Origin of the sequence: Streptomyces sp. NPDC085937 (genome assembly GCF_044540535.1) — a bacterium.
Classification (GTDB): domain Bacteria; phylum Actinomycetota; class Actinomycetes; order Streptomycetales; family Streptomycetaceae; genus Streptomyces.
Genome location: NZ_JBITSH010000008.1, coordinates 107,065 through 130,104, shown reverse-complemented (window position 1 = coordinate 130,104; position 23,040 = coordinate 107,065). Strand labels below are relative to the sequence as shown.

General features: G+C 72.1%; 19 protein-coding genes. 16 read left to right on the top strand and 3 right to left on the bottom strand.

All coding sequences use genetic code 11. The features are described 5' to 3' along the window. The first annotated feature begins 170 nt into the window (after positions 1 to 170). Positions 171 to 1,436 (top strand): hypothetical protein, encoded by a 1,266-nt coding sequence (locus ACIF8S_RS18775; protein WP_400000156.1) that lies wholly within the window; start codon positions 171 to 173, stop codon positions 1,434 to 1,436. A gap of 3 nt (positions 1,437 to 1,439) precedes the next feature. Here ACIF8S_RS18775 and ACIF8S_RS18770 read toward each other — a convergent pair whose 3' ends face one another. Further along, on the bottom strand, positions 1,440 to 2,420 hold the full coding sequence (locus ACIF8S_RS18770) for an ATP-binding protein (RefSeq protein WP_400000155.1): 981 nt from the start codon (positions 2,418 to 2,420) through the stop codon (positions 1,440 to 1,442). Between the two features lie 101 nt (positions 2,421 to 2,521). Between ACIF8S_RS18770 and ACIF8S_RS18765 the strand changes: the two genes are divergently transcribed. Beyond that, positions 2,522 to 3,346, top strand: a complete 825-nt coding sequence (locus ACIF8S_RS18765; RefSeq protein WP_400000154.1) for an oxidoreductase — start codon at positions 2,522 to 2,524, stop codon at positions 3,344 to 3,346. Between the two features lie 409 nt (positions 3,347 to 3,755). Here ACIF8S_RS18765 and ACIF8S_RS18760 read toward each other — a convergent pair whose 3' ends face one another. After that, a complete protein-coding gene (locus ACIF8S_RS18760; RefSeq protein ID WP_400000153.1) occupies positions 3,756 to 4,589 on the bottom strand; it encodes an HAD family hydrolase in 834 nt (277 codons plus the stop codon). Between the two features lie 577 nt (positions 4,590 to 5,166). Between ACIF8S_RS18760 and ssd the strand changes: the two genes are divergently transcribed. The 7 genes from ssd (at position 5,167) to ACIF8S_RS18725 (ending at position 10,325) form a co-directional block, all read left to right on the top strand. Beyond that, a complete protein-coding gene (ssd, locus tag ACIF8S_RS18755) occupies positions 5,167 to 6,273 on the top strand; it encodes a septum site-determining protein Ssd (protein WP_400000152.1) in 1,107 nt (368 codons plus the stop codon). Continuing rightward, a complete protein-coding gene (locus ACIF8S_RS18750) occupies positions 6,270 to 7,487 on the top strand; it encodes a TadA family conjugal transfer-associated ATPase (RefSeq protein WP_400000151.1) in 1,218 nt (405 codons plus the stop codon). Before ssd ends, ACIF8S_RS18750 begins: the two co-directional genes overlap by 4 nt. Positions 7,488 to 7,507: 20 nt before the next feature. Beyond that, entirely contained in the window at positions 7,508 to 8,431 is a 924-nt protein-coding gene (locus tag ACIF8S_RS18745) for a type II secretion system F family protein (RefSeq protein WP_400000372.1), read from the top strand. After that, on the top strand, positions 8,428 to 9,219 hold the full coding sequence (locus tag ACIF8S_RS18740) for a type II secretion system F family protein (protein ID WP_400000150.1): 792 nt from the start codon (positions 8,428 to 8,430) through the stop codon (positions 9,217 to 9,219). Before ACIF8S_RS18745 ends, ACIF8S_RS18740 begins: the two co-directional genes overlap by 4 nt. 104 nt (positions 9,220 to 9,323) lie before the next feature. Continuing rightward, positions 9,324 to 9,533, top strand: coding sequence for a DUF4244 domain-containing protein (locus tag ACIF8S_RS18735; protein ID WP_024885803.1), 210 nt, complete (start codon positions 9,324 to 9,326; stop codon positions 9,531 to 9,533). Beyond that, positions 9,520 to 9,906, top strand: coding sequence for a TadE family type IV pilus minor pilin (locus ACIF8S_RS18730; RefSeq protein WP_400000149.1), 387 nt, complete (start codon positions 9,520 to 9,522; stop codon positions 9,904 to 9,906). Before ACIF8S_RS18735 ends, ACIF8S_RS18730 begins: the two co-directional genes overlap by 14 nt. Beyond that, on the top strand, positions 9,903 to 10,325 hold the full coding sequence (locus tag ACIF8S_RS18725; RefSeq protein ID WP_400000148.1) for an Rv3654c family TadE-like protein: 423 nt from the start codon (positions 9,903 to 9,905) through the stop codon (positions 10,323 to 10,325). The genes ACIF8S_RS18730 and ACIF8S_RS18725 overlap by 4 nt, the downstream gene beginning before the upstream one ends. Here the strand turns inward: ACIF8S_RS18725 and ACIF8S_RS18720 are convergent. After that, positions 10,291 to 13,005, bottom strand: a complete 2,715-nt coding sequence (locus tag ACIF8S_RS18720; RefSeq protein WP_400000147.1) for a DEAD/DEAH box helicase — start codon at positions 13,003 to 13,005, stop codon at positions 10,291 to 10,293. The two genes, ACIF8S_RS18725 and ACIF8S_RS18720, sit on opposite strands and share 35 nt — an antisense overlap. Positions 13,006 to 13,084: 79 nt before the next feature. Between ACIF8S_RS18720 and bldG the strand changes: the two genes are divergently transcribed. From bldG to topA, 7 genes are all read left to right on the top strand, one after another. After that, complete coding sequence (gene bldG / locus ACIF8S_RS18715; RefSeq protein WP_024885807.1) at positions 13,085 to 13,426, top strand: anti-sigma factor antagonist BldG; 342 nt, start codon at positions 13,085 to 13,087, stop codon at positions 13,424 to 13,426. Between the two features lie 110 nt (positions 13,427 to 13,536). Continuing rightward, positions 13,537 to 13,974 (top strand): ATP-binding protein, encoded by a 438-nt coding sequence (locus ACIF8S_RS18710; RefSeq protein ID WP_215211483.1) that lies wholly within the window; start codon positions 13,537 to 13,539, stop codon positions 13,972 to 13,974. A gap of 322 nt (positions 13,975 to 14,296) precedes the next feature. After that, positions 14,297 to 16,705, top strand: a complete 2,409-nt coding sequence (locus ACIF8S_RS18705) for a sodium-translocating pyrophosphatase (RefSeq protein ID WP_400000146.1) — start codon at positions 14,297 to 14,299, stop codon at positions 16,703 to 16,705. Positions 16,706 to 16,888: 183 nt separating this feature from the next. Then, entirely contained in the window at positions 16,889 to 17,479 is a 591-nt protein-coding gene (locus tag ACIF8S_RS18700) for a small secreted protein (RefSeq protein ID WP_400000145.1), read from the top strand. 85 nt (positions 17,480 to 17,564) lie between these two features. Beyond that, positions 17,565 to 19,085: a methyltransferase gene (locus ACIF8S_RS18695; RefSeq protein WP_400000144.1), complete on the top strand. Its 1,521-nt coding sequence runs from the start codon at positions 17,565 to 17,567 to the stop codon at positions 19,083 to 19,085. A 576-nt stretch (positions 19,086 to 19,661) separates the two neighbouring features. After that, the gene (locus tag ACIF8S_RS18690; RefSeq protein WP_400000143.1) at positions 19,662 to 19,859 is read left to right on the top strand and encodes a hypothetical protein; all 198 of its coding nucleotides are present in this window, start codon (positions 19,662 to 19,664) and stop codon (positions 19,857 to 19,859) included. A gap of 245 nt (positions 19,860 to 20,104) precedes the next feature. Then, complete coding sequence (gene topA, locus ACIF8S_RS18685) at positions 20,105 to 22,954, top strand: type I DNA topoisomerase (protein WP_400000142.1); 2,850 nt, start codon at positions 20,105 to 20,107, stop codon at positions 22,952 to 22,954. Positions 22,955 to 23,040: the final 86 nt, after the last annotated feature.

Below are 23,040 nucleotides of genomic sequence, written 5' to 3'. Positions count from 1 at the left end.
AATGGCTGCACTAGTCACTCTGAGGAGTGAAGTAGCCATTTCATCGGCTTGTCGTATTAATTCCTTTCTTCTTTCCGTGCGACGTTGACGGCGCGGTCGGCAAGGACCGGCACAGCACCGCACGACGCCCCTCATCAGGCTCGGCCCGAGAGAAGGAAGAAGGTGGGCGAATGGCCGCCACCCACAGGATCGCCACGGGCACCGTGATCGTCGCGGTCTCCCTCGCCTCGCTCGCCGGCTGCGGAACCGGCGCGGACGGCGACGGCGGACCGGAGAAGGAGAAGGCACAGCCGGCACCCGCGCCGAAGAACGTCGTCCGGCTGATCGGCGACGGCTCCACCGCGTACACCGGCGCCCAGCCGCACCTGCCCCGGCCCGAGCGGCTGAAGCCCGGTGAGAAGCCACCGCAGTTCGTGGTCTTCTCCTGGGACGGCGCGGGAGAGGACAGCCAGAAGCTCTTCTCCCACTTCCGCAAGGTCGCCAAGGAGAACGACGCGACCATGACGTACTTCCTGAGCGGCGTGTACCTGCTTCCCGAGGAGAAGCGGGACCTGTACCACCCGCCGCAGCACTCGCCGGGCCGCTCCGACATCGGCTTCAACGACCAGCAGGGCATCACGGACACCGTGAAGCAGCTGCGGCTGGCCTGGCTGGAGGGCAATGAGATCGGCACCCACTTCAACGGTCACTTCTGCGGCAGCGCCGGCGGGGTCGGGGAGTGGTCGGTGGACGAGTGGAAGGAGGAGATCTCCCAGGCCAAGCAGTTCGTGAAGACCTGGAAGACCAACACCGGCATGAAGGAAGCGGCCCCGCTGCCCTTCGACTACGACAAGGAGCTCATCGGGGCCCGCACTCCCTGCCTGGAGGGGCAGAAGAACTTCATGAAGGCCGCCCGGGAGCTGGGCTTCCGCTACGACACCAGCGGAGTCAACAACCAGGTGTGGCCGGACAAGAAGGAAGGGCTGTGGGACCTGTCCATGCAGCTCGTGCCCTTCCCCGGGCACTCCTTCGAGCAGCTGACCATGGACTACAACTTCATGGTCAACCAGTCCGGCACCACCACCCAGGGCGACCCCGCCAAGCACGAGATGTGGGGCGACCAGATGCGGGACGGCCTGCTCCAGGGCTTCGAGCGCGCCTACAACGGCAACCGGGCACCCTTGATCATCGGCAACCACTTCGAGTCCTGGAACGGCGGCGCCTACATGCGGGCCGTCGAAGAGGTCGTCGAGGCGGTGTGCACCAAGTCCGACGTGCGGTGCGTCTCCTTCCGGCAGTTGGCCGACTGGCTGGACGCGCAGGACCCGGCGACCCTGGCGAAGCTGCGCACACTGGGTGTCGGGGAGGCGCCGAAGAAGGGCTGGAAGCCCTTCCTGGCCGCCGGCTCAGCCCCGGCCCCCAAGGGTGCACCGGGTTCCCCCGCACCGAAGGAGTGAGGGTCAGGCGCCGGCGGTGACGCTCCCGCCGAGCACGAAACCGGGGTCGACCTGCGCCGCCAGGTCGGCCCCGGTGCGCTCGTTGCCCCACGACTGGGCGTTCTTCAGATGGAAGTGCACCATCTGCCGGGTATAGCGCTCCGGGTCACGCAGTTCGTACGTCGCGTCGGCGGAGGCACGCAGCGTGCGCAGGGCGAGCCGGTTGCATTCCTCCAGGCGGTCGAAGCGGGGCGGGCGGCCCTTCTCCATGGCCCGGACCCAGTCCGAGTGGCCCACGGTCACCAGCAGGTCGTCCCCGACCTCCGCGCGGAGGAAGTCCAGGTCGTCCGGGCCCTGCACCTTGTTGCCGACGACCTTCAGCGCCACGCCGAAGTCACGGGCGTACTCCTTGTACTGGCGGTAGACGGAGACGCCCTTGCGGGTCGGCTCCGCCACCAGGAACGTCATGTCGAAGCGGGTGAACATGCCGGACGCGAAGGAGTCGGAGCCGGCCGTCATGTCGACCACGACGTACTCGTCGGGGCCGTCCACCAGGTGGTTCAGGCAGAGCTCCACGGCGCCGGTCTTGGAGTGGTAGCAGGCGACCCCGAGGTCGGCGTCGGTGAAGGGCCCGGTGACCATCAGCCGGACGGTGCCGCCGTCGAGTTCCACCGGCCGGGCGCAGGCGTCGTAGACCGGGTTGTCCTCGCACACCCGCAGCAGGCGGGAGCCGTCGCCGGGCGGCGTCGTCTTGATCATCGTCTCGGCGGACGCGATGCGCGGGTTGCCGCCGCGCAGATAGTCCTTGATCAGCCGCAGGTTCTCGCCCATCGCGGGGAGGGCGGCCGCCTCCGCCTCGTCCAGGCCCAGGGCCGCCCCGAGGTGCTGGTTGATGTCGGCGTCGACCGCGACGACCGGAGCGCCGTCGGCCGCGAGGTGACGGATGAAGAGGGAGGACAGGGTCGTCTTTCCGCTCCCGCCCTTCCCAACGAAAGCAATTTTCATGTTCACCAAGCGTAGTGGAACGATTGCTGTACGTCATCGTCGGGCGTGAAGAAGACCACTCCTTCGTGGGGTGGGGGCCCGGGGTGCGTAGGGTCGTACTCATGAGTACGACGGGCGCGACCGCCGATCCCCTCGCGGCCCTGGGCTCCCTGCCCGGTGTGGCCGACTCCGTGGAGTCCGTACGCAAGGCCGTGGACCGGGTCTACGGCCACCGGGTCATGCGGCGGCGCAGCAACGAGATCACCTCCGAGGCGGCCCTGCGCGGCGCCCGGGGCTCGGCGGCGCTGTCCGGCGCGGACTGGGCCCTCGAGGAGGTGCGGCGGCGCAGCGCCTTCAGCGGTGACGACGAGGCACGCACCGTGGGCGCGGCGCTGCGCCTGACGGCCGAGGCGGGCCAGCTGCTGTCGATCTGGCGGCAGTCGCCGCTGCGGGTGCTGGCGCGGCTGCACCTGGTCGCGGCGGCCGACAAGGGGGAGCAGGTGGGCCGTCCCCGGCAGGAGGGGGAGCAGGTCGACGAGCCCCTGGTCGGGCTTGCCCTGCCCAGCGCCGCGGAGGCGCACGGCCGGCTGGACGGGCTGGCCGAGCTGATCATCGCGGGCGGTTCGGCGCCGGCGCTGGTGACGGCCGCCGTGGTGCACGGCGAGCTGCTCGCGCTGCGCCCCTTCACCTCCCACAACGGTCTGGTCGCGCGGACGGCCGAACGTATCGTCCTGGTCGGCAGCGGCCTGGACCCCAAGTCGGTGTGCGCCGCCGAGGTCGGCCACGCGGAGCTGGGCCGGGACGCCTATCTGCGGGCGCTGGAAGGCTATGTGTCCGGCACTCCGGAGGGTGTGGCCGCCTGGATCACCCACTGCGGGCGCGCGGTCGAGCTGGGCGCGCGCGAGTCGACGGCGGTGTGCGAGGCGCTGCAGCGCGGAGCGGCCTGAGCGGCGGGACGGATCGCGCGGGCCGGGAAGTCTGTCCTCACGCAGAGATGCGGCGGTACGAATACTCGTACCGCCGCTGGCATGTCCACCGCGTTACCAAGCGTCCTCGATATGTGCCCATCAGGTCGGGGTCTTTGCCCGTCACCTGGTGCGGCTGGCCCGTAATCGACGGGTCGACGTCGCGTGGGTGCGCGGTGTCCATGCTCGGTCCGTGGGGCCAAAAGCGTTCAGAAGGTGATCCTCGCGGATGTCCTTGGTCTCGCGGGCCGCTTAGCTCCTTTGTACTCCGGCTTCCCGGAGAGGGGAAGTCCTGGCCGCGCTTCTTTACTTTTGGGTTCAAAGACGCAGTAAACGGACGTCGACATGCCGGGCTGGACCGGCGGAGGCCACGCGCTACGGAAAAGTGCGTTCAGGCAACCGTGGTGCGGCGCCTGCTGGCGTACCAGACGAGGCCCGCCGTGGCCGCCGCCGCACCTATCGCGGCCGCCGCGACGAGAGCGGGGCGCGGCGGGACGGAGAACGCCGGGAACCGCTGCTTCAACCGCACCGGGCGGTGGAAGTCGAGGATCGGCCACTCGCGTGCCAGCGCCTCCCGGCGCAGCGCCCGGTCCGGGTTCACGGCGTGCGGATGCCCCACGGCCTCCAGCATCGGGACGTCGGTCACCGAGTCGCTGTAGGCGTAGCAGCGCGCCAGGTCGTAGCCCTCGGACGCGGCGAGCTGGCGGACGGCCTCCGCCTTGGTCGGTCCGTACGCGTAGTACTCCACCTCGCCGGTGAAGCACCCGTCGCCGCCCACCACCATGCGGGTGGCCACGACCCGGTCGGCGCCGAGCAGTTCACCGATCGGCTCCACCACCTCGGCGCCCGAGGTCGACACGATCACGACGTCCCGGCCGGCGGTGTGGTGCTGCTCGATGAGCGTGGCGGCCTCGTCGTAGATGATCGGGTCGATCAGGTCGTGCAGCGTCTCGGCGACGATCTCCTTGACCTGCTGGACGTTCCACCCGCGGCACAGCGCGGACAGGTACTTGCGCATGCGCTCCATCTGGTCGTGATCCGCGCCGCCGGCGAGGAACACGAACTGCGCGTACGCGGTCCGCAGTACGGCCCTGCGGTTGATCAGGCCGCCTTGGTAGAACGACTTGCTGAAGGTGAGTGTGCTCGACTTCGCAATGACCGTCTTGTCCAGGTCGAAGAAGGCCGCTGTACGGGGCAACAAGTGGTTTTCCACGTCCCTGAGCATAGGCGCAGCCCATTCGGCGTAAGGTGTGGCGCGTGGGTTTGCCTGAGAGGGCCCTCGGGTACACCATGGAAGTCACGGATCGTTCGCGACCGTGCTAACCCGGTCCGACTCCTCCCCCCCCGAGTCGGCCGTGGGGACGACCCCCGCTCTCCCCCCCGGCGGGGGTCGTCGCATGTCCGGACGCGTTTTGCCCCCTTTCCCCTGGCGTTGGAATGCCGCGGTTCGACGTGCGCGAGTGCTTTGTCATGACCCTGATTGACAACTGTGTGTAACGGTCGGACTGCTCTGCGGTAATCGCACAGAAGGTATGGCGACCTCACCGGTATGGGTGACCGCGATATTCACAGGCATCGCCCCGTCCACAGTTTTCCACCAAGATCCCCACGATTTCCGGGAGCGCTGCACTGTCATTCCCGCGCACCCCGCTCGCCGTGAGTTCACGGCGGTTCTCTTTGCCGGGATGCGTACGGCCGGTTTTCGCCGGCCGTCCGACGGGAGGCCGCGCCGCGGCTCTCCCCACAGCTGGGACGAGCGGGGCCCGAGGGCCTCCGCGAAAGAGGGAGCACAGGGGGACGCCATGACCGGATCCATCACGCACGACCCGCCGCCGACGCCCGCAGGGAACCGGCCGGCCGTACCGCTGATCCTCACCGAGGACACCGGGCTCCTCGACGACCTGCTGCGCCTGTGCGCCGCCGCCGGAGCCACACCGGAGGTCCACCACGGACTGCCCGGGCCGCGCGGAAGCTGGGAAGCCGCACCGCTGGTCCTGGTCGGCGACGACGCCGCGCGCCGGGTCCGCTCCACGCCCCGCAGGCCGGGAGTGGTCCTGGTCGGCCGCGACCAGGACGACCCCGGGATCTGGCGGCGGGCCGTCGAGATCGGCGCCGACCACGTGCTGATGCTGCCCGACGGCGAGCAGTGGCTGGTCGACCGCATCGCCGACGTCGCCGAAGGTGTCGGACGGCCCGCCCTGACCGTCGGGGTCATCGGCGGCCGGGGCGGCGCTGGAGCCTCCACCCTCGCCTGCGCGCTCGCCGTCACCTCCGCCCGCGAAGGACTGCGCACCCTCCTCGTGGACGCCGATCCACTGGGCGGAGGGCTCGACGTGGCGCTCGGCGGCGAGACGGCGAAAGGACTGCGCTGGCCCGCCTTCGCCGCGTCGCACGGCCGGGTCGGAGGCGGAGCACTGGAGGAGTCGCTGCCGGAACTGCACGCGCTGCGGGTGCTCAGCTGGGACCGCGGCGACTGTCTCGCGGTGCCGCCCCGAGCCGTGCGCGCGGTGCTCGCCGCGGCCCGGCGCGGAGGGGGAACCGTCGTGGTCGACCTGCCGCGACGCGTCGACGAGGGCGTCGCCGAGGTCCTCGCCCAGCTCGACCTGGCGCTGCTCGTGGTCCCCGCGGAACTGCGTGCCGTCGCCGCGGCGGGCCGCGTCGCCTCCGCCGTGGGCATGGTCCTGCGCGACCTGCGTGTCGCGGTCCGCGGACCGTACGCGCCCGGCCTGGACGACCGTGCGGTGGCCCGGCTGCTCGGGCTGCCCCTCGTCGGGGAGGTTCCCGTCGAAGCGGCACTGCAGCGCCCGTACGGGGCCGGGCGGCCGCCCGGCGTGTCCGGCCGGGGCCCGCTGGCCCGCTTCTGCAAGGAGTTCTGGGAGCGCGCGCTGGTGGAGGCGAGGGCGGCATGAGCGGTGCGGAGACGACCGGTGCGGGGATGCCGCCCGGTCTGCTGGACGGAGTGCGGCGGTGGCTGGCGGAGAGCGGGGCCGAGCCGACGCCCGCGCGGGTGGCGCAGGCACTGCGGGAACAGGGCCGGGTGCTCGGTGACGCGGAAGTGCTCGGGGCGGCCGAGCAATTGCGGTCCGAGCTGGTCGGCAGTGGACCGCTGGAGCGGCTGCTGTCCGACCCCACGGTGACGGATGTGCTGGTGTCGGCACCGGACCGGGTGTGGGTGGACCGGGGCGGGGGCCTGGTGCTCACCACGGTCGCCTTCCCGGACGAGACGTCCGTGCGGCGTCTGGCGCAGCGGCTCGCCGCGGTGGCCGGGCGGCGCCTCGACGACGCGCGGCCCTGGGTGGACGCCAGGCTCCCCGACGGAACCCGGTTGCACGCGGTGCTCCCGCCGGTCGCGGTGGGCGGCACCTGCCTGTCCCTGCGGGTCGTGCGGCCGCGCGCCTTCACGCTCGACGAGCTGGTGGCGGCGGGGACGGTGCCGCCGGGCGGCGACCGGATGCTGCGGGCCCTGATGGACGCGCGGCTCTCCTTCCTGGTGAGCGGGGGCACGGGCACCGGCAAGACGACCTTGCTGAGCGCCCTGCTGGGGCTGGTCCGGCACGACGAGCGGATCGTGCTGGCGGAGGACTCGGCCGAGCTGCGGCCCGACCACCCCCACGTCGTGCGCCTGGAGACCAGGTCCGCCAACCAGGAGGGCGCGGGACTGGTCACCCTCGAGGACCTGGTGCGCCAGGCCCTGCGGATGAGGCCGGACCGTCTGGTCGTGGGCGAGGTGCGCGGTCCCGAGGTGGTCCATCTGCTCGCCGCTCTCAACACAGGTCATGAAGGCGGCTCGGGAACTGTCCACGCCAATGCGGCGAGTGACGTGCCCGCCCGGCTGGAAGCGCTCGGTACGGCCGCGGGGCTCGACCGGTTCGCCCTGCACAGCCAGCTGGCGGCGGCGCTGTCGGTGGTGCTGCACCTCGTACGCGACCGGAGCGGCCGGCGCCGGATCGCCGAGGTGCACGTGCTGGAACGGGACGTCTCGGGGCTGGTGCGGACGGCACCGGCGCTGCGGTGGGGGCCGGAGACCTTCGTCGCCCAACCGGGATGGCCGCGCCTGCGGGAGCTGCTGCGCGCCGCGCACGACGACGAGGCACGGGCACCGCGAGAGGCGGTCGGCTCGTGAACGGGGCGACCGGGACGTCGATGGGCGCGGCGGCGGCGTGCCTGGGCGCCGCGGCCTTGTTACTGGGCGGCGGGCAGGCGGAGGCCGGACGGGCGCGGGCGCTCTGCGCCGGTGGGAGCGCTGTCCGCGGTGGGAGTGCGGTCACCGGTGGAAGGGCGGTCGCAGGCGAGGGTGCGGTGGTCGGTGAGGGCGTGGGGGACGCCGGGCCTCCGGGATGGTCCCGGGTCGTGCGCGCGGGAGACCGGCTGCGGCGGCGGCTGACCGTCGAGTGGGCCTCGTTGGCCGCCGGGCTGGTGCTGGCGGTCCTGGGCGCGTCGGTGCTGCCGGTCGTCGCGGGGGCGGCCGGGGTTCCGGTGCTGCGGAGAGTGCGGCGCGCCGCCGCCGACCGCAAGCGCCGGGATCACCGGGCGGACGCGGTGATCGCGCTCTGCGGGGCGCTCGCCGGGGAACTGCGGGCCGGGCGGCAGCCCGGTGAGGCGCTGCTGTCGGCCGCCCGGGACTCCGCAGGACTCGGCGGCATGCAGGCGGCCGTGCTGGCGGCGGCGCGGTTCGGCGGGGACGTGCCGGACGCGCTGGCGGCGGCGGCCGGGCGGACGGGCGCCGAGGGACTGCGCGGTCTCGCCGCCTGCTGGCGCGTGGCGGTGGACCAGGGCGCGGGCCTCGCGGACGGGCTCGACCGGCTGGAGGCGGCGCTGCGTGCCGAACGGGACCAGCGTGCCGACCTGCGCGCCCAGTTGGCCGGAGCCCGGGCCACAGCGGTGATGCTCGCGGGGCTCCCGGCCGTGGGGCTGGCGCTCGGCGCAGCCCTGGGCGCCGATCCGCTGCACGTCCTGCTGCACACCCCGTCGGGGTCGGTCTGTCTGGCGGCCGGCGGGGTGCTGGAGGGGCTGGGCCTGTGGTGGGCCCTCCGCATCATGCGGGGCGCCGAGGAGGCGGCGTCATGAACGGAGACGTCATCCACAGGCTGGGGACAGTGGTGGGGACGCTGGCGGTGCTCGCGTGGGCGGCGGCGTGGTGGCACCGGGCCCGGTACGAGAGGCGGGCACGGCGGCGACTGGACGCGCTGGCGGCAAGGGAGCACAAGAAGGCGGTGGTGCACCTCCCGCTCCTGCGGGCGGCACGCGACCGGCTGCCGTACGTGGGCCTCGCGGGCGCCGGGTGGGTGCTGGTGGGTGGCCTCACCGGGTTGGGGCTGGGTCTGGCGGTGGCGGCCGGGCTGTGGCGTCGGCACCGGCGGCAGACGGCGGCGGCCGCGCAGGCACGCGAGCTCGACACCGTGGAGGCGGTGCGCCAACTGCCGCTCGCGGCCGACCTCCTGTCCGCCTGCATCGCGGCGGGTGCCGGACCGGTACCGGCGGCGCAGGCCGTCGGCGAGACCCTGGGCGGCCCCGTCGGGGACGCCCTGGCCCGGGGCGCGGCGGAGGTACGGCTCGGCGGTGAACCGGGCGAGGCCTGGCGCCGGCTGGCCGCACTGCCCGGCGCGGTTCCGCTGGCCCGGCTGCTGGAGCGGGCCGACGTGTCCGGGCTGCCCCTGGCCGCCCCGGTGGGCCGGCTGGCCGCCGAGGCACGGGCCGGGTGGAACCGCGCGGCGACGGCACGGGCCCGACGGGCGGCCGTCCTGGTCAGCGCCCCGGTGGGGCTGTGCTTCCTGCCCGCCTTCATCGCCGTCGGCGTCCTGCCCGTGGTCATCGGCCTCGCGGGCGGGGTGCTCGGAGCGGGAGGGGGTGGGTGAGGGGACGGGCGGAGCGCGGCAGGACCGGCACGGGTGACGGATGACGGATGGCGCAGGACGAAGGACGAAGGACGGCAACGGACATGGCACGCAGGGAGGTTCGGATGTACCGGGTGGTGCGGGCGCGGCTGCGTGCCCTGGTGGTCAGGGCACGCGGGGCGCGGAGGGACGCAGGGATGGTGACCTCGGAGTACGCGATGGGCATCGTGGCGGCGGTGGCGTTCGCCGTGGTGCTCTACAAGGTGGTCAACAGCGGGCCGGTCAGTACGGCCCTGCGGAACATCGTGCAGCAGGCTCTCGATGGCCGGATGTGACAGGCGTGGCGACCGTGGGTTCGTGACGGCGGAGTCGGCGCTGGTGCTGCCCGTGCTGGTGCTGTTCGTGACGGCGCTGGTCTGGGGGCTGCTGGTGGTGTCCGCGCAGATCCAGTGCGTGGACGCGGCCCGGGCGGGTGCCCGGGCGGCGGCCCGCCAGGATCCGCCCGACGCGGTGGTCGAGGTGGCCCGCGAGGCGGCACCGGCCGGCGCGAGGGTCACGGTCAGCCGGGACGCCGATCAGGTCCGGGTGACCGTCGCGGCCAGGGCGCCGATGCTGAGGGGACTGCCCTTCGAGCTGAGGGAGGAGGCCGTCGCGGCGGCGGAGGAGGCGGTGGCGATGGCGCCGGGGGCCGGGGGGAGGAGGACGTGAACGGGAAGTGGGGCCGTGACGGGCGGGGGCGCGCGAGATCGCCGGCGGTTCGCCTCACCTCCCGGCGGTGCTCGGACCGAGGGCGGTGCTCGGACCGGGGGTCGGCGTCCGTGTGGAGCGTCGGTGCGATCGCCGTGCTGTGTGTGGTGTTCGGTGTCGTGCTCGCCCTGGGGCACGCCGTGGTGGTCCGGCACCGGGCGGCGGGCGGCGCGGACCTCGCGGCACTCGCCGCCGCGGACCACTGGGGGCAGGGCGCGGCGGAGGCATGCGCCCGGGCGGAGCGGGTGGCCCGGGCCCAGGACGCCCGGCTCGTGCGGTGCGCGATGACCGGCGAGGTGTCGGACGTGTCGGTGGCGTCCGGCCACGGACCGTTCACCGTGGAGGTCAGGGCGCGGGCGGGACCCGCCGGTCCGCCGTAGCCGGGTCGCCCTCACCCGGCCCGCTGACGTCGTCGGCAGCCGCCGCAGCCGGGACCTCGCCGGCAGCCTCCGCACCCGCCCGGGCGCCCGCGTCCGCCGGCTCCTCCGCGGCCTCGGCCTCGGACGCCGTCGCGACCTCCGGCATCCTCGGGTCCGCCGCCGCCCCCGGCACCTCCGCGTGCCCCGCCCCCTCCTCCTGCTTCTCGTCCTGCTCCTCGTCCGGCTTCTCGGGCGGCGCGCCTTCCAGCAGGACGGTGAGCAGCCGGACGGCGCCCCGCTTGTGCAGAGGGTCGTTGCCGTTGCCGCACTTCGGGGACTGGATGCAGGAGGGGCAGCCGGCCTCGCACTCGCAGGAGGCGATGGCCTGGCGGGTGGCCGTGAGCCAGGAGCGGGCGGTGTGGAAGGCGCGTTCCGCGAAGCCCGCGCCGCCCGGGTGGCCGTCGTAGACGAACACCGTGGGCAGCAGGGTGTCGGGGTGCAGCGGGACCGAGACGCCGCCGATGTCCCAGCGGTCGCAGGTGGCGAAGAGCGGCAGCATGCCGATCGACGCGTGCTCGGCGGCGTGCAGGGCGCCGCCGAGGATCTCCGGGTCGATCCGCGCCCGGTCCAGCTGGTCCTCGGTGACCGTCCACCACACGGCCCGGGTGCGCAGCGTACGAGGAGGGAGGTCGAGTTTTGTCTCGCCGAGCACTTCGCCGGTGATGACCCGCCGCCGCAGGAAGGAGACCACCTGGTTGGTGACCTCGACGGAGCCGAAGCACAGCCGCCCGTCGCCCCACGGGATCTCGGTGTCCGTCTCCAGCACGGAGATGGAGGTCGTGTCCCGGGCCACGGTCGTGTAGGCAGGGCTCGCCTGCTCGACCAGGGCGACGGAGTCCTCCAGGTCGAGGGAGCGGACGACGTAGGTGCGGCCCTGGTGCAGGTGGACGGCGCCCTCGTGGACGCTGGTGTGCGCCGCGCCCGCGTCGACCGTGCCCAGCAGCCTGCCCGTCCCCGCCTCGACGACCTGGACCGGCCGGCCGCCCTCCCCACGGATGTCGGTGAGGTCGGCGGCCCGCTCGCGGCGGGTCCAGTGCCAGGCCCGCGTGCGTCGGCGCAGCAGCTTCGCGGCCTCCAGCTGCGGCAGCAGGTCCTCGGCCGCGGGGCCGAAGAGGGCGAGGTCGTCGTCCGTCAGGGGCAGTTCCTCGGCCGCGGCGCACAGGTGCGGGGCGAGCACGTAGGGGTTGTCGGGGTCGAGGACGGTGGACTCCACGGGCCGGTCGAAGAGCGCCTCGGGATGGTGGACGAGGAAGGTGTCCAGGGGGTCGTCGCGGGCGACGAGGACGGCGAGGGCGCCCTGCCCGGACCGTCCGGCGCGGCCGGCCTGCTGCCACAGGGAGGCGCGGGTGCCCGGATAGCCGGCGATGACCACGGCGTCCAGGCCGGAGATGTCCATGCCGAGTTCGAGGGCGTTGGTGGCGGCGAGGCCGAGCAGCTCACCGGAGTGCAGGGCCCGTTCCAGGGCCCGGCGCTCCTCGGGGAGGTAGCCGCCCCGGTAGGCCGCGACCCGCCCGGCCAGCGACCGGTCGACCTCGGCGAGACGTTCCTGGGCGATCACGGAGATCAGCTCGGCGCCGCGCCGGGAGCGGACGAAGGTGACCGAGCGGACGCCCTGCACGGTCAGGTCGGTCAGCAGGTCGGCGGCCTCGGCGGTGGCGGTGCGGCGCACCGGGGCGCCCCGCTCGCCGTGCAGTTCGGTCAGCGGCGGCTCCCAGAGGGCGAACACCAGTTCACCGCGGGGTGAGGCGTCGTCGGCCACCTCGACCACCGGCAGCCCGGTGAGGCGGCGGGCGGCGACGGCCGGCTCGGCGGCGGTCGCCGAGGCCAGCAGGAACACGGGCGACGAGCCGTAGCGGGCACACAGCCGCCGCAGCCGGCGCAGCACCTGGGCGACGTGCGAGCCGAACACGCCCCGGTAGGTGTGGCACTCGTCGACGACGACGTACTTCAGCGATTTGAGGAAGGAGGACCAGCGGGGATGGGACGGCAGGATGCTGCGGTGCAGCATGTCCGGGTTGGTCAGCACGTAGTTGGCGTACTGGCGGATCCACTCGCGTTCCTCGAACGGCGTGTCGCCGTCGTGGACCGCCGCGCGCACCGAATGGCCCAGTGGCTGTGAAAGTTCCTTCACGGACCGGAGCTGGTCCGCGGCGAGGGCCTTGGTGGGGGAGAGGTACAGCGCGGTGGCGCCCCTGCCGTTCGGGGCCTCGGCGCCGTCCAGCAGCGTGGACAGGACGGGCGTCAGATACGCCAGGGACTTCCCCGAGGCCGTGCCGGTCGCCACGACCACGGACTCGCCGTCCAGGGCGTGCTCGGCGGCCCGTGCCTGGTGGGCCCAGGGGTGCTCGATGCCCGCGGCCCGCACCGCGGCCACGACCTCGGCGCGGATCCGGTCCGGCCAGACGGCATGCCGACCCGCGCGCGGGGGCAAGTGCTCCGTATGAGTAATGCGCGAAGCCCGGCTCGGTCCGGACGCGAGCCGGTCCAGGACGGTGCCCGGCGCGGCGGTCCTGGATCGCTTGTCCGTCGGGGGTCGATCGGATCGGTGATTCTTGGCCATCGGCACCGAGTGTGTCACTGGCGTGACGGACAATGGGGCCAAGGCGTCGTGCACGCCTGCCGGTAAGTGATTGAATGCCATGGCGGCTGGCGAACCGTCCAGGGGGCTGAGCCGAGATGTCCCAAGGGCGACCGCTCGATAGCTAGGTGCTGGAGGATCCGTGGACCTGTCCTTGTCGACCGAGACCATCGGCGATCGCACGATCGTCAGGGTCGGTGGCGAAATCGACGTATATACCGCGCCCAAGCTGCGCGAGCAGCTGGTCGAGCTGGTGAACGACGGCAGTTTCCACCTTGTCGTCGACATGGAAGGTGTGGACTTCCTCGACTCCACCGGACTCGGCGTGCTGGTCGGCGGCCTGAAGCGGGTGCGTGCCCATGAGGGCTCGCTGCGCCTGGTCTGCAACCAGGAGCGCATTTTGAAGATCTTCCGCATCACCGGCCTCACCAAGGTGTTCCCGATTCACACCTCGGTCGAGGAAGCGGTGGCGGCGACCGACTGACCACCCGCTCCCGGGCCGTCGTGCCCGGGCAGCACGAGACACCACGAAGGGGGCCGGGCTTTCGGCAGCCCGGCCTCCTCACCGCACGCCCGTAGTCGCGAGGGGGATGCATGGCCACCGTCGAACTCCGCTTCAGCGCGCTGCCCGAGCACGTCCGGACCGCCCGCCTCGTGGCGGCGGCGGTGGCGCGCAGGGCCGGAGTCGACGAGGCCGTCCTCGACGAGGTCAGGCTCGCCGTGGGCGAGGCCTGCACCCGGGCCGTCGGCCTGCACCAGCACGGCGGCATCTCGGCGCCCGTGAAGGTGCTGCTGATCGAGGAGGAGAAGCAGTTCTCCATCGAGGTCGGCGACGAGGCGCCCCATGCCCCCGCCGGAGCCCGTGCGGCCGGTGCCGCGCCCGGTGACGCGGACGCGGAGACCGAGGAGGACGAGATGGGCCTCGCGGTCATCAGCGGCCTCGTCGACGACGTCGAGGTGAGTGCGGGGGAGAGCGGCGGATCGATCCGCATGAGGTGGCCCACCACGCCGCCGGCCGCGCTGTTCACCTGACCGGTTCACCCGTACGCCGACCGTTTTCCGAAGGGCCCCCTGCTCGGGGGCCCTTCGGCATGTGCGGGTTCCGCTCAGCGCGCCTACAGTGGTCCCCGAGCGGTTGATCGCGTGAATTCGTTCACTATCCTCAGGCGCTCTGGAATTTCGATCACCGGAATGCCTCAAGGGCATTACCGATTTCGGGCCGATGGCCTCCCGGTGATCAATGGGAAAGAGTGCATGCAGGCCATTTACATTTCTCGCGGTCTGTTTTGATCAGGTTCCGGTACCTACAATCCCGTCCACATCTTGAGCTCAGCCCAAGCGTCAAGGAGGACGAATGGCGGGGCTTTCCATCTCATACGAGTCGGGCCAACCCACATCCCTCGCAGCCGCCGTGCTGACCGACGAGAACCGCGTGCTCGTGGTGACCATCGGCATCGTGGCCCTGGCGGCGCTGGCGGTCGCGGCGGTCCTGGTACGCCAGGTACTCGCGGCCGGCGAGGGCACCGACAGCATGAAGAAGATCGCAGCCGCGGTACAGGAGGGCGCCAACGCCTATCTGGCCCGCCAGCTGCGCACCCTCGGCGTATTCGCCGTGGTCGTGTTCTTCCTGCTCATGCTGCTGCCCGCGGACGACTGGAATCAGCGTGCCGGGCGGTCGGTGTTCTTCTTGATCGGAGCGGCGTTCTCGGCGGCCACCGGTTATATCGGCATGTGGCTTGCCGTGCGCAGTAATGTCCGGGTCGCCGCGGCGGCCCGCGAAGCCACTCCGGCCGAGGGCGAGCCGGAAAAGGATCTCACCGCCGTCTCGCACAAAGCGATGAAGATCGCTTTCCGTACGGGCGGTGTCGTCGGCATGTTCACGGTGGGGCTGGGGCTGCTCGGCGCCGCCTGTGTCGTGCTGGTGTACGCGGCCGACGCGCCGAAGGTGCTCGAGGGCTTCGGCCTCGGGGCCGCGCTGATCGCAATGTTCATGCGCGTCGGCGGCGGCATCTTCACCAAGGCCGCCGACGTCGGCGCCGACCTGGTCGGCAAGGTCGAGCAGGGCATTCCGGAGGACGATCCGCGCAATGCCGCGACCATCGCCGACAACGTGGGCGACAACGTCGGCGACTGCGCGGGCATGGCGGCCGACCTCTTCGAGTCGTACGCGGTGACGCTGGTGGCGGCGCTGATCCTCGGTTCGGCGGCGTTCGGCGACGCGGGGCTGGCGTTCCCGCTGCTGGTCCCCGCGATCGGGGTGATCACCGCGATGGCCGGCATCTTCGCGGTGGCGCCGAGGCGCGCCGACCGCAGCGGCATGAGCGCGATCAACCGCGGGTTCTTCATCTCCGCCGCGATCTCGCTCGTGCTGGTCGCGATCGCCGTGTTCGTCTACCTGCCGTCGTCGTACGCCGACCTGAACGGGGTGACCGACGAGGCGATCCTCGGGAAGAGCGGCGACCCGCGGATCCTCGCGCTCGTCGCGGTGGCCATCGGCATCGTGCTCGCCGCCCTGATCCAGCAGCTCACCGGCTACTTCACCGAGACCACCCGGCGCCCCGTGCGGGACATCGGGAAGACGTCGCTCACCGGCCCGGCCACCGTCGTCCTCGCCGGTATCTCCGTCGGTCTCGAATCGGCCGTCTACACCGCCCTGCTGATCGGCCTCGGCGTGTACGGGGCGTTCCTGCTCGGCGGCACGTCGATCATGCTGGCGCTGTTCGCGGTGGCGCTGGCCGGCACCGGCCTGCTCACCACGGTCGGGGTGATCGTCGCGATGGACACCTTCGGTCCCGTCTCCGACAACGCCCAGGGCATCGCCGAGATGTCCGGCGACGTCGAGGGCGCGGGCGCCCAGGTGCTCACCAACCTGGACGCGGTCGGCAACACCACCAAGGCCATCACCAAGGGCATCGCCATCGCCACGGCCGTGCTCGCGGCGGCGGCGCTGTTCGGCTCCTACCGGGACGCCATCACCACGGGCGCCAGAGACGTGGGCGAGCGGCTCACCGGTGAGGGGGCGCCGCTGAGTCTGATGATGGACATCTCGCAGCCCAACAACCTCGTCGGGCTGATCGCCGGCGCGGCGGTCGTCTTCCTCTTCTCGGGGCTGGCGATCAACGCGGTGTCGCGGTCGGCGGGTTCGGTGGTCTACGAGGTGCGGCGGCAGTTCCGCGAGAAGCCCGGGATCATGGACCACAGCGAGACACCGGAGTACGGCAAGGTCGTCGACATCTGCACCAAGGACGCCCTGCGGGAGCTCGCCACGCCCGGTCTGCTCGCCGTGACGGCGCCCATCTTCATCGGGTTCACGCTCGGTGTGGGCGCGCTGGGCGCCTTCCTCGCGGGTGCGATCGGCACCGGCACGCTGATGGCGGTGTTCCTCGCCAACTCCGGTGGCGCGTGGGACAACGCGAAGAAGCTCGTCGAGGACGGCCACCACGGCGGCAAGGGCAGCGAAGCCCACGCGGCCACCGTCATCGGCGACACGGTCGGCGACCCGTTCAAGGACACCGCCGGTCCCGCGATCAACCCCCTGCTGAAGGTGATGAACCTGGTGGCGCTGCTCATCGCGCCCGCGGTCATCAAGTTCTCCTACGGCGCGGACAAAAGCGTGGGGATGCGGGTGCTCATCGCGGTGCTGTCCGCGCTGGTCATCATCGCCGCGGTCTACGTGTCCAAGCGGCGCGGGATCGCCGTGGACGACGAGGACGACGCCGGACCCAGGCCCAAGTCGCCGGATCCGGCGGTGGTTTCCGGGTAGCGGCCTTCGGGCACCCGATCAAGCTGCGGGCGGGCGGCGTGGATTGACGCGTCGCCCGCCCGCGGTGTCCGCGTACTCGTGAGCCTTCTCTCGCCTGGTGCAAATGGCTTTAAAAAGGGGGGTACCGGACGTTCGACGGGTGGGTGTAGGCCATCCGGCGTGTATGTTCCGGGGCCGAAGGCCATGGAAGGGACCAATCCGGTGAACAAGAAGCTCGCGGCCGCGCTGTCCGGCGGTGCGGTACTGGTACTGGCGCTGACGGGATGCGGCGGCGACGACAGCGACGAGAAGCTCGACGCATGGGCGAAGGAGGTCTGCGACTCGGTGCAGCCGCAGGCCGCCAAGATCAAGGCCGCCAACACCGCGATCCAGAAGGAGACCTCGGACAACAGCACGCCGCAGGCGGTCCAGCAGGCCGACTCGAAGGCCTTCCAGGACATGTCCGACGCCTACAAGGCGATCGGCGCGGCCGTGAACAAGGCCGGGGCGCCGGACGTCGACAACGGCGAGCAGAAGCAGCAGGACGCGGTCAAGGAGCTCAACAGCATCTCCGCGTCCTACGCCACCCTGAGGAAGCAGGTCGACGCCCTCAACACCAAGGACCAGGCGAAGTTCGCCGACGGTCTGAAGGACATCGCGGCCGAGCTGGACAAGCTGAGCAAGAGCGGCAGCGACGCCCTCAGCACGCTGGAGGAAGGCAAGGTCGGCGAGGCGATGTCCCGGCAGGCCAGCTGCCAGACCGCCACCGCGTCGGCGGGAGCGACCAAGAGCTGAGCCGCGCGGGGCGGCGGGTCCCGAGCTGACGCCGGTTCAGCGGGCGCGGTGCGCGCCGGGCCGGGGCGGCGGCCACAATGGGGGCGTGAGTGACGCCAGCCTGCCGCCCCTGCCCTCGTCCGACCGCCCCGACGCCGCCGCCCGGCTGCGGGAGGCGCTGCTCGGCGCTTCCTTCACCGCCGACGGACTGCTCGACCTGCTCGGCGCCCCCGCGTACACGGCGCTGGCCCGCAGCGAGACCGTGCCCGCGCTCCGCGCCACCCGCGGGGACACCCCGCTGGAGCTGCTCGTACGGCTGTTCCTGCTCCAGCAGCCCGTGCCGCGTGCGGGCGTGGCCGGGGTACTGCCCGTCGACACCTGCCTGGAGAGCGGGTGGCTCCGGAGCGCCGGCCCGGACACGCTGACCGCGACCGTGGACGTACGGCCGTACGGCGGGCCGGGCGGCGAGGACTGGTTCGTCGTGTCGGACCTCGGGTGCGCGGTCGGCGGCGCCGGGGGCATCGGCAGCCGGGACGCGGGCGTGGTGCTCGGCGTCGGCGGCGCCTCCACCACCCTGGCCGGCATCACCGTCCGTACGCCCGTGGCGTCCGCGCTCGACGTCGGCACGGGCTCCGGCATCCAGGCGCTGCACGCCGCGCGGCACGCCACACGCGTGACGGCCACCGACCTGAACCCGCGCGCCCTGCACATCTCCGCGCTCACCCTCGCGCTCTCCGGGGTCCCCGCCGCCGACCTGCGCGAGGGTTCGCTGTTCGAACCGCTCCGGGACGACGAGACGTACGACCTGATCGTGTCCAACCCGCCGTTCGTGATCTCCCCCGGCGCCCGGCTCACCTACCGCGACGGCGGGATGGGCGGGGACGACCTGTGCCGCACGCTCGTCGCCGAGGCGGGGGAGCGGTTGAACGAGGGCGGGTTCGCCCAGTTCCTCGCCAACTGGCAGCACGTGGAGGGGGAGGACTGGCAGGACCGGCTCAGGTCGTGGGTGCCCCGCGGCTGCGACGCGTGGATCGTGCAGCGAGAGGTGCAGGACGTCACGCAGTACGCCGAGCTGTGGCTGCGGGACGCGGGCGACCACCGCGGGGACGAGGCGGAGTACCGGGCGCGGTACGACGCGTGGCTGGACGAGTTCGAGGCGCGGAAGGTGAAGGCCGTCGGCTTCGGCTGGATCACCCTGCGCAGGTCGGACGCGGCCGTGCCGTCGGTCACGGTGGAGGAGTGGCCGCACCCGGTGGAGCAGCCGCTCGGCGACGCGGTCCGGGCGCACTTCGAGCGGCTCGACTACCTGCGGGCCCACGACGACGCGGCGCTGCTGGAGGCGCGCTTCGAGCTGGCGCCCGAGGTGGTGCAGGAGCAGGTCGGGCTGCCCGGCGCCGAGGACCCGGAGCATGTCGTGCTGCGGCAGAACCGGGGGATGCGGCGGGCGACCAAGGTCGACACGATCGGCGCGGGCTTCGCGGGCGTGTGCGACGGCACCATGACCGCGGGCCGGATCCTGGACGCCATCGCCCAGCTGCTCGGCGAGGACCCCGTGCCGCTGCGTGACCGGACGCCGGCCCAGATCCGGCTGCTGGTGGAACAGGGCTTCCTGAACCCGGCGGGCTGAGGCGGCGCGGAGGCCGGGCGCCCCGCGACGGTTGCGGGGCGCCCCGCAACGATCGGGTGCCACCCGCCAGGCTCGCGGGCCACCCCGTCCCGTTCCCAGGTCACCCCTTCCCGCTACCGGGCCCAGTTTCCGGCCCCAGGCCAGTCCGCCCCGATTCGGAGCCGCCCGTCACGAGCGGGGGTCGCACCATCACGAGCGCCAGGCACCCCCTCACGAGCGCCAGGCACCCCCTCACGAGCGCCAGGCACCCTCACGCTCCCGGGGCGCCCGGCCGGCCCCGCTCCCACACCCCAGCCGTCACTCGGGTCACGGTGACGAACACCCGTGCGCCGTTGTGTCTTCAGCCGCATCTTTCACGCCCATGTCGGGCGTCGACCCGGGTCGTCCGGATCGGTCGACCCGGGTCGTCCGGATCGGTCGGATTTTTTCGGAAGCGCCCCGTACGGGCCCGCTCCCCGCTTCCTCGCTCCTCCCCCGAGCCCTGACGTTCACCTCCGGTTCGTCCCGGTGCCGCCCGGGCGTGGCAGCGTCCCACCAGGGCGGTACACGGACGGGTAAGAGGGGGCGCGGGCGACGATGGAGAGCGGACCGGCGATCTTCACGGGGGCGGTGTTCTGCCTGTTCGGCGCCGGTTTGCTGGCCTGGACCGTGACCCGCGCGCGGCACCGCCGGCCGGTCTCCCTCGGTGTGAGCCCTGTCGCATCGGTCACCGTCGCCGCCGGTGTCGCGGTCGCCTCCCTTTCCCTCGGCGCCTGGTGCTTCACCCGCCTGTGAGAAACGGCCGCAACCGGCCGCCGCCGGTAACCGTAAGATCGCGCTCCGCATATGGGCGGGCGGAGTCTGGACACTCCGGGCGGCAGGAACGGTGGTAGTCGGGTTACCGTTCGAGTGGCCGTTGCGGGCTTTTCCCGTTTGACACGGGGGCGGGATGTACCGTCACACTCCGCAGCGTCACCATGACCCGACCCCGGGGAGCAGCGCCTGGGGAGGTCCGAGCGTCGACGGAGAGAAGAGCGAAGTTGTCCCCGACCAGCGAGACCGCGAACGGCGGCCGCCGACTCGTCATCGTCGAGTCGCCTGCCAAGGCGAAGACGATCAAGGGCTATCTCGGCCCTGGCTACATCGTCGAGGCGAGCGTCGGGCACATTCGCGACCTTCCCAACGGCGCTGCCGAGGTTCCGGAGAAGTACACCGGCGAGGTGCGCCGCCTCGGTGTGGACGTCGACCATGACTTCCAGCCGATCTATGTGGTCAACGCGGACAAGAAGGCCCAGGTCAAGAAGCTCAAGGACCTGCTGAAGGAGTCCGACGAACTCTTCCTCGCCACCGATGAGGACCGCGAGGGCGAGGCCATCGCGTGGCACCTCCAGGAAGTGCTCAAGCCGAAGATCCCGGTCAAGCGCATGGTGTTCCACGAGATCACCAAGGACGCGATCCGGGCGGCCGTGGCCAACCCGCGCGAGCTCAACCAGAAGCTGGTCGACGCCCAGGAGACCCGCCGCATCCTCGACCGTCTCTACGGCTACGAGGTCTCGCCGGTCCTGTGGAAGAAGGTCATGCCGCGCCTGTCGGCGGGCCGCGTCCAGTCCGTGGCCACCCGGCTCGTGGTGGAGCGGGAGCGTGAGCGCATGGCGTTCCGCACCGCCGAGTACTGGGACCTGACCGGCACCTTCTCCACCGGCCGCGCCGGTGACGCGAGCGACCCGTCGACGCTGGTCGCCCGGCTGCAGACGGTCGACGGACGCCGGGTCGCGCAGGGCCGCGACTTCGACTCGCTGGGGCAGCTGAAGGGCGCCAACACCCTCCACCTCGACGAGGCGAACGCCCGCGCGCTGGCCGCCGCCCTGGCGGACACGCGGTTCGCGGTCCGCTCGGTCGAGTCCAAGCCGTACCGCCGCTCGCCGTACGCGCCGTTCCGTACGACGACGCTGCAGCAGGAGGCGAGCCGCAAGCTCGGCTTCGGCGCCAAGGCCACCATGCAGGTCGCGCAGAAGCTGTACGAGAACGGCTACATCACTTACATGCGTACGGACTCGACGACCCTGAGCGAGACGGCGGTCGCCGCCGCCCGCGCCCAGGTCACGCAGCTGTACGGAGCCGACTACCTGCCGCCCCAGCCGCGCACCTACGCGGGCAAGGTGAAGAACGCGCAGGAGGCGCACGAGGCGATCCGTCCTTCGGGGGACCGCTTCCGCACGCCCGCCGAGACCGGGCTGACCGGCGACCAGTTCAAGCTGTACGAGCTGATCTGGAAGCGGACCGTCGCCTCGCAGATGAAGGACGCGACCGGCAACTCCGTCACCGTGAAGATCGGCGGCGCGGCTGCCGACGGCCGGGACGTCGAGTTCAGCGCGTCCGGCAAGACCATCACCTTCCACGGCTTCCTCAAGGCCTACGTCGAGGGCGCCGACGACCCGAACGCCGAGCTCGACGACCGTGAGCGCCGGCTGCCGCAGGTCGCCGAGGGCGACGCGCTGAGTGCCGAGGAGATCTCGGTCGACGGGCACGCCACCAAGCCCCCGGCCCGCTACACCGAGGCCTCGCTGGTCAAGGAGCTGGAGGAGCGGGAGATCGGCCGCCCGTCGACGTACGCGTCGATCATCGGCACGATCCTCGACCGCGGCTACGTCTTCAAGAAGGGCACGGCCCTGGTGCCGTCCTTCCTTTCCTTCGCCGTGGTCAACCTGCTGGAGAAGCACTTCGGCCGGCTCGTCGACTACGACTTCACCGCGCGCATGGAGGACGACCTCGACCGCATCGCGCGCGGCGAGGCCCGCGCCGTGCCGTGGCTGAAGCGGTTCTACTTCGGCGAAGGCGACGACGCGGGCAACGGCGGCGCCGCCGACGCGGGCAACGGCGACGGGGACCACCTCGGCGGCCTCAAGGAGCTGGTGACCGACCTGGGCGCCATCGACGCGCGCGAGGTGTCGTCGTTCCCGGTGGGCAACGGCATCGTGCTGCGGGTCGGCCGCTACGGCCCGTACATCGAGCGCGGCGAGAAGGACACCGAGCAGCACCAGCGCGCCGACATCCCGGAGGACCTGGCCCCCGACGAGCTGAACGTCGAGCTCGCCGAGGAACTGCTCGCCAAGCCGAGCGGCGACTTCGAGCTGGGCACCGACCCGGCGACCGGTCACACGATCGTCGCCAAGGACGGCCGCTACGGTCCGTACGTCACCGAGGTCCTCCCCGAGGGCACCCCGAAGACCGGCAAGAACGCGGTCAAGCCGCGCACGGCCTCCCTCTTCAAGTCGATGTCCCTGGACACGGTGACGCTCGACGACGCGCTGAAGCTGATGTCCCTGCCGCGTGTGGTCGGCGTCGATCCGGAGGGCCAGGAGATCACCGCGCAGAACGGCCGCTACGGTCCCTACCTGAAGAAGGGGACGGACTCGCGGTCGCTGCAGACGGAGGAGCAGCTCTTCACCATCACGCTGGAGGAGGCGCTGGCGATCTACGCCCAGCCCAAGCAGCGTGGCCGGGCCGCGGCCAAGCCGCCGCTGAAGGAGCTGGGCACCGACCCGGTCAGCGAGAAGCCGGTCGTGGTGAAGGACGGCCGCTTCGGCCCGTACGTGACGGACGGCGAGACGAACGCCACGCTGCGCTCGGGCGACAGTGTGGAGACGATCACGCCGGAGCGCGGTTTCGAGCTGCTCGCCGAGAAGCGGGCCAAGGGTCCCGCCAAGAAGACGGCGAAGAAGACCGCCAAGAAGACGACGGCCAAGAAGACGACGGCCAAGAAGGCGCCCGCGAAGAAGACGGCGGCCGCCAAGACGACCGCGGCGAAGAAGACCACGGCGGCCAAGAAGACGACGGCGAAGAAGACCGCCGCCAAGAAGGCGACCGCGGCGAACGGCGCGGAGGACTGACCCCCGTCCGGTGACGCCGGGTTCCACCACCGGCGTTCGGAATGCGAACGTCCCGGCACGGTTCCGTGTCGGGACGTGTGCATGTC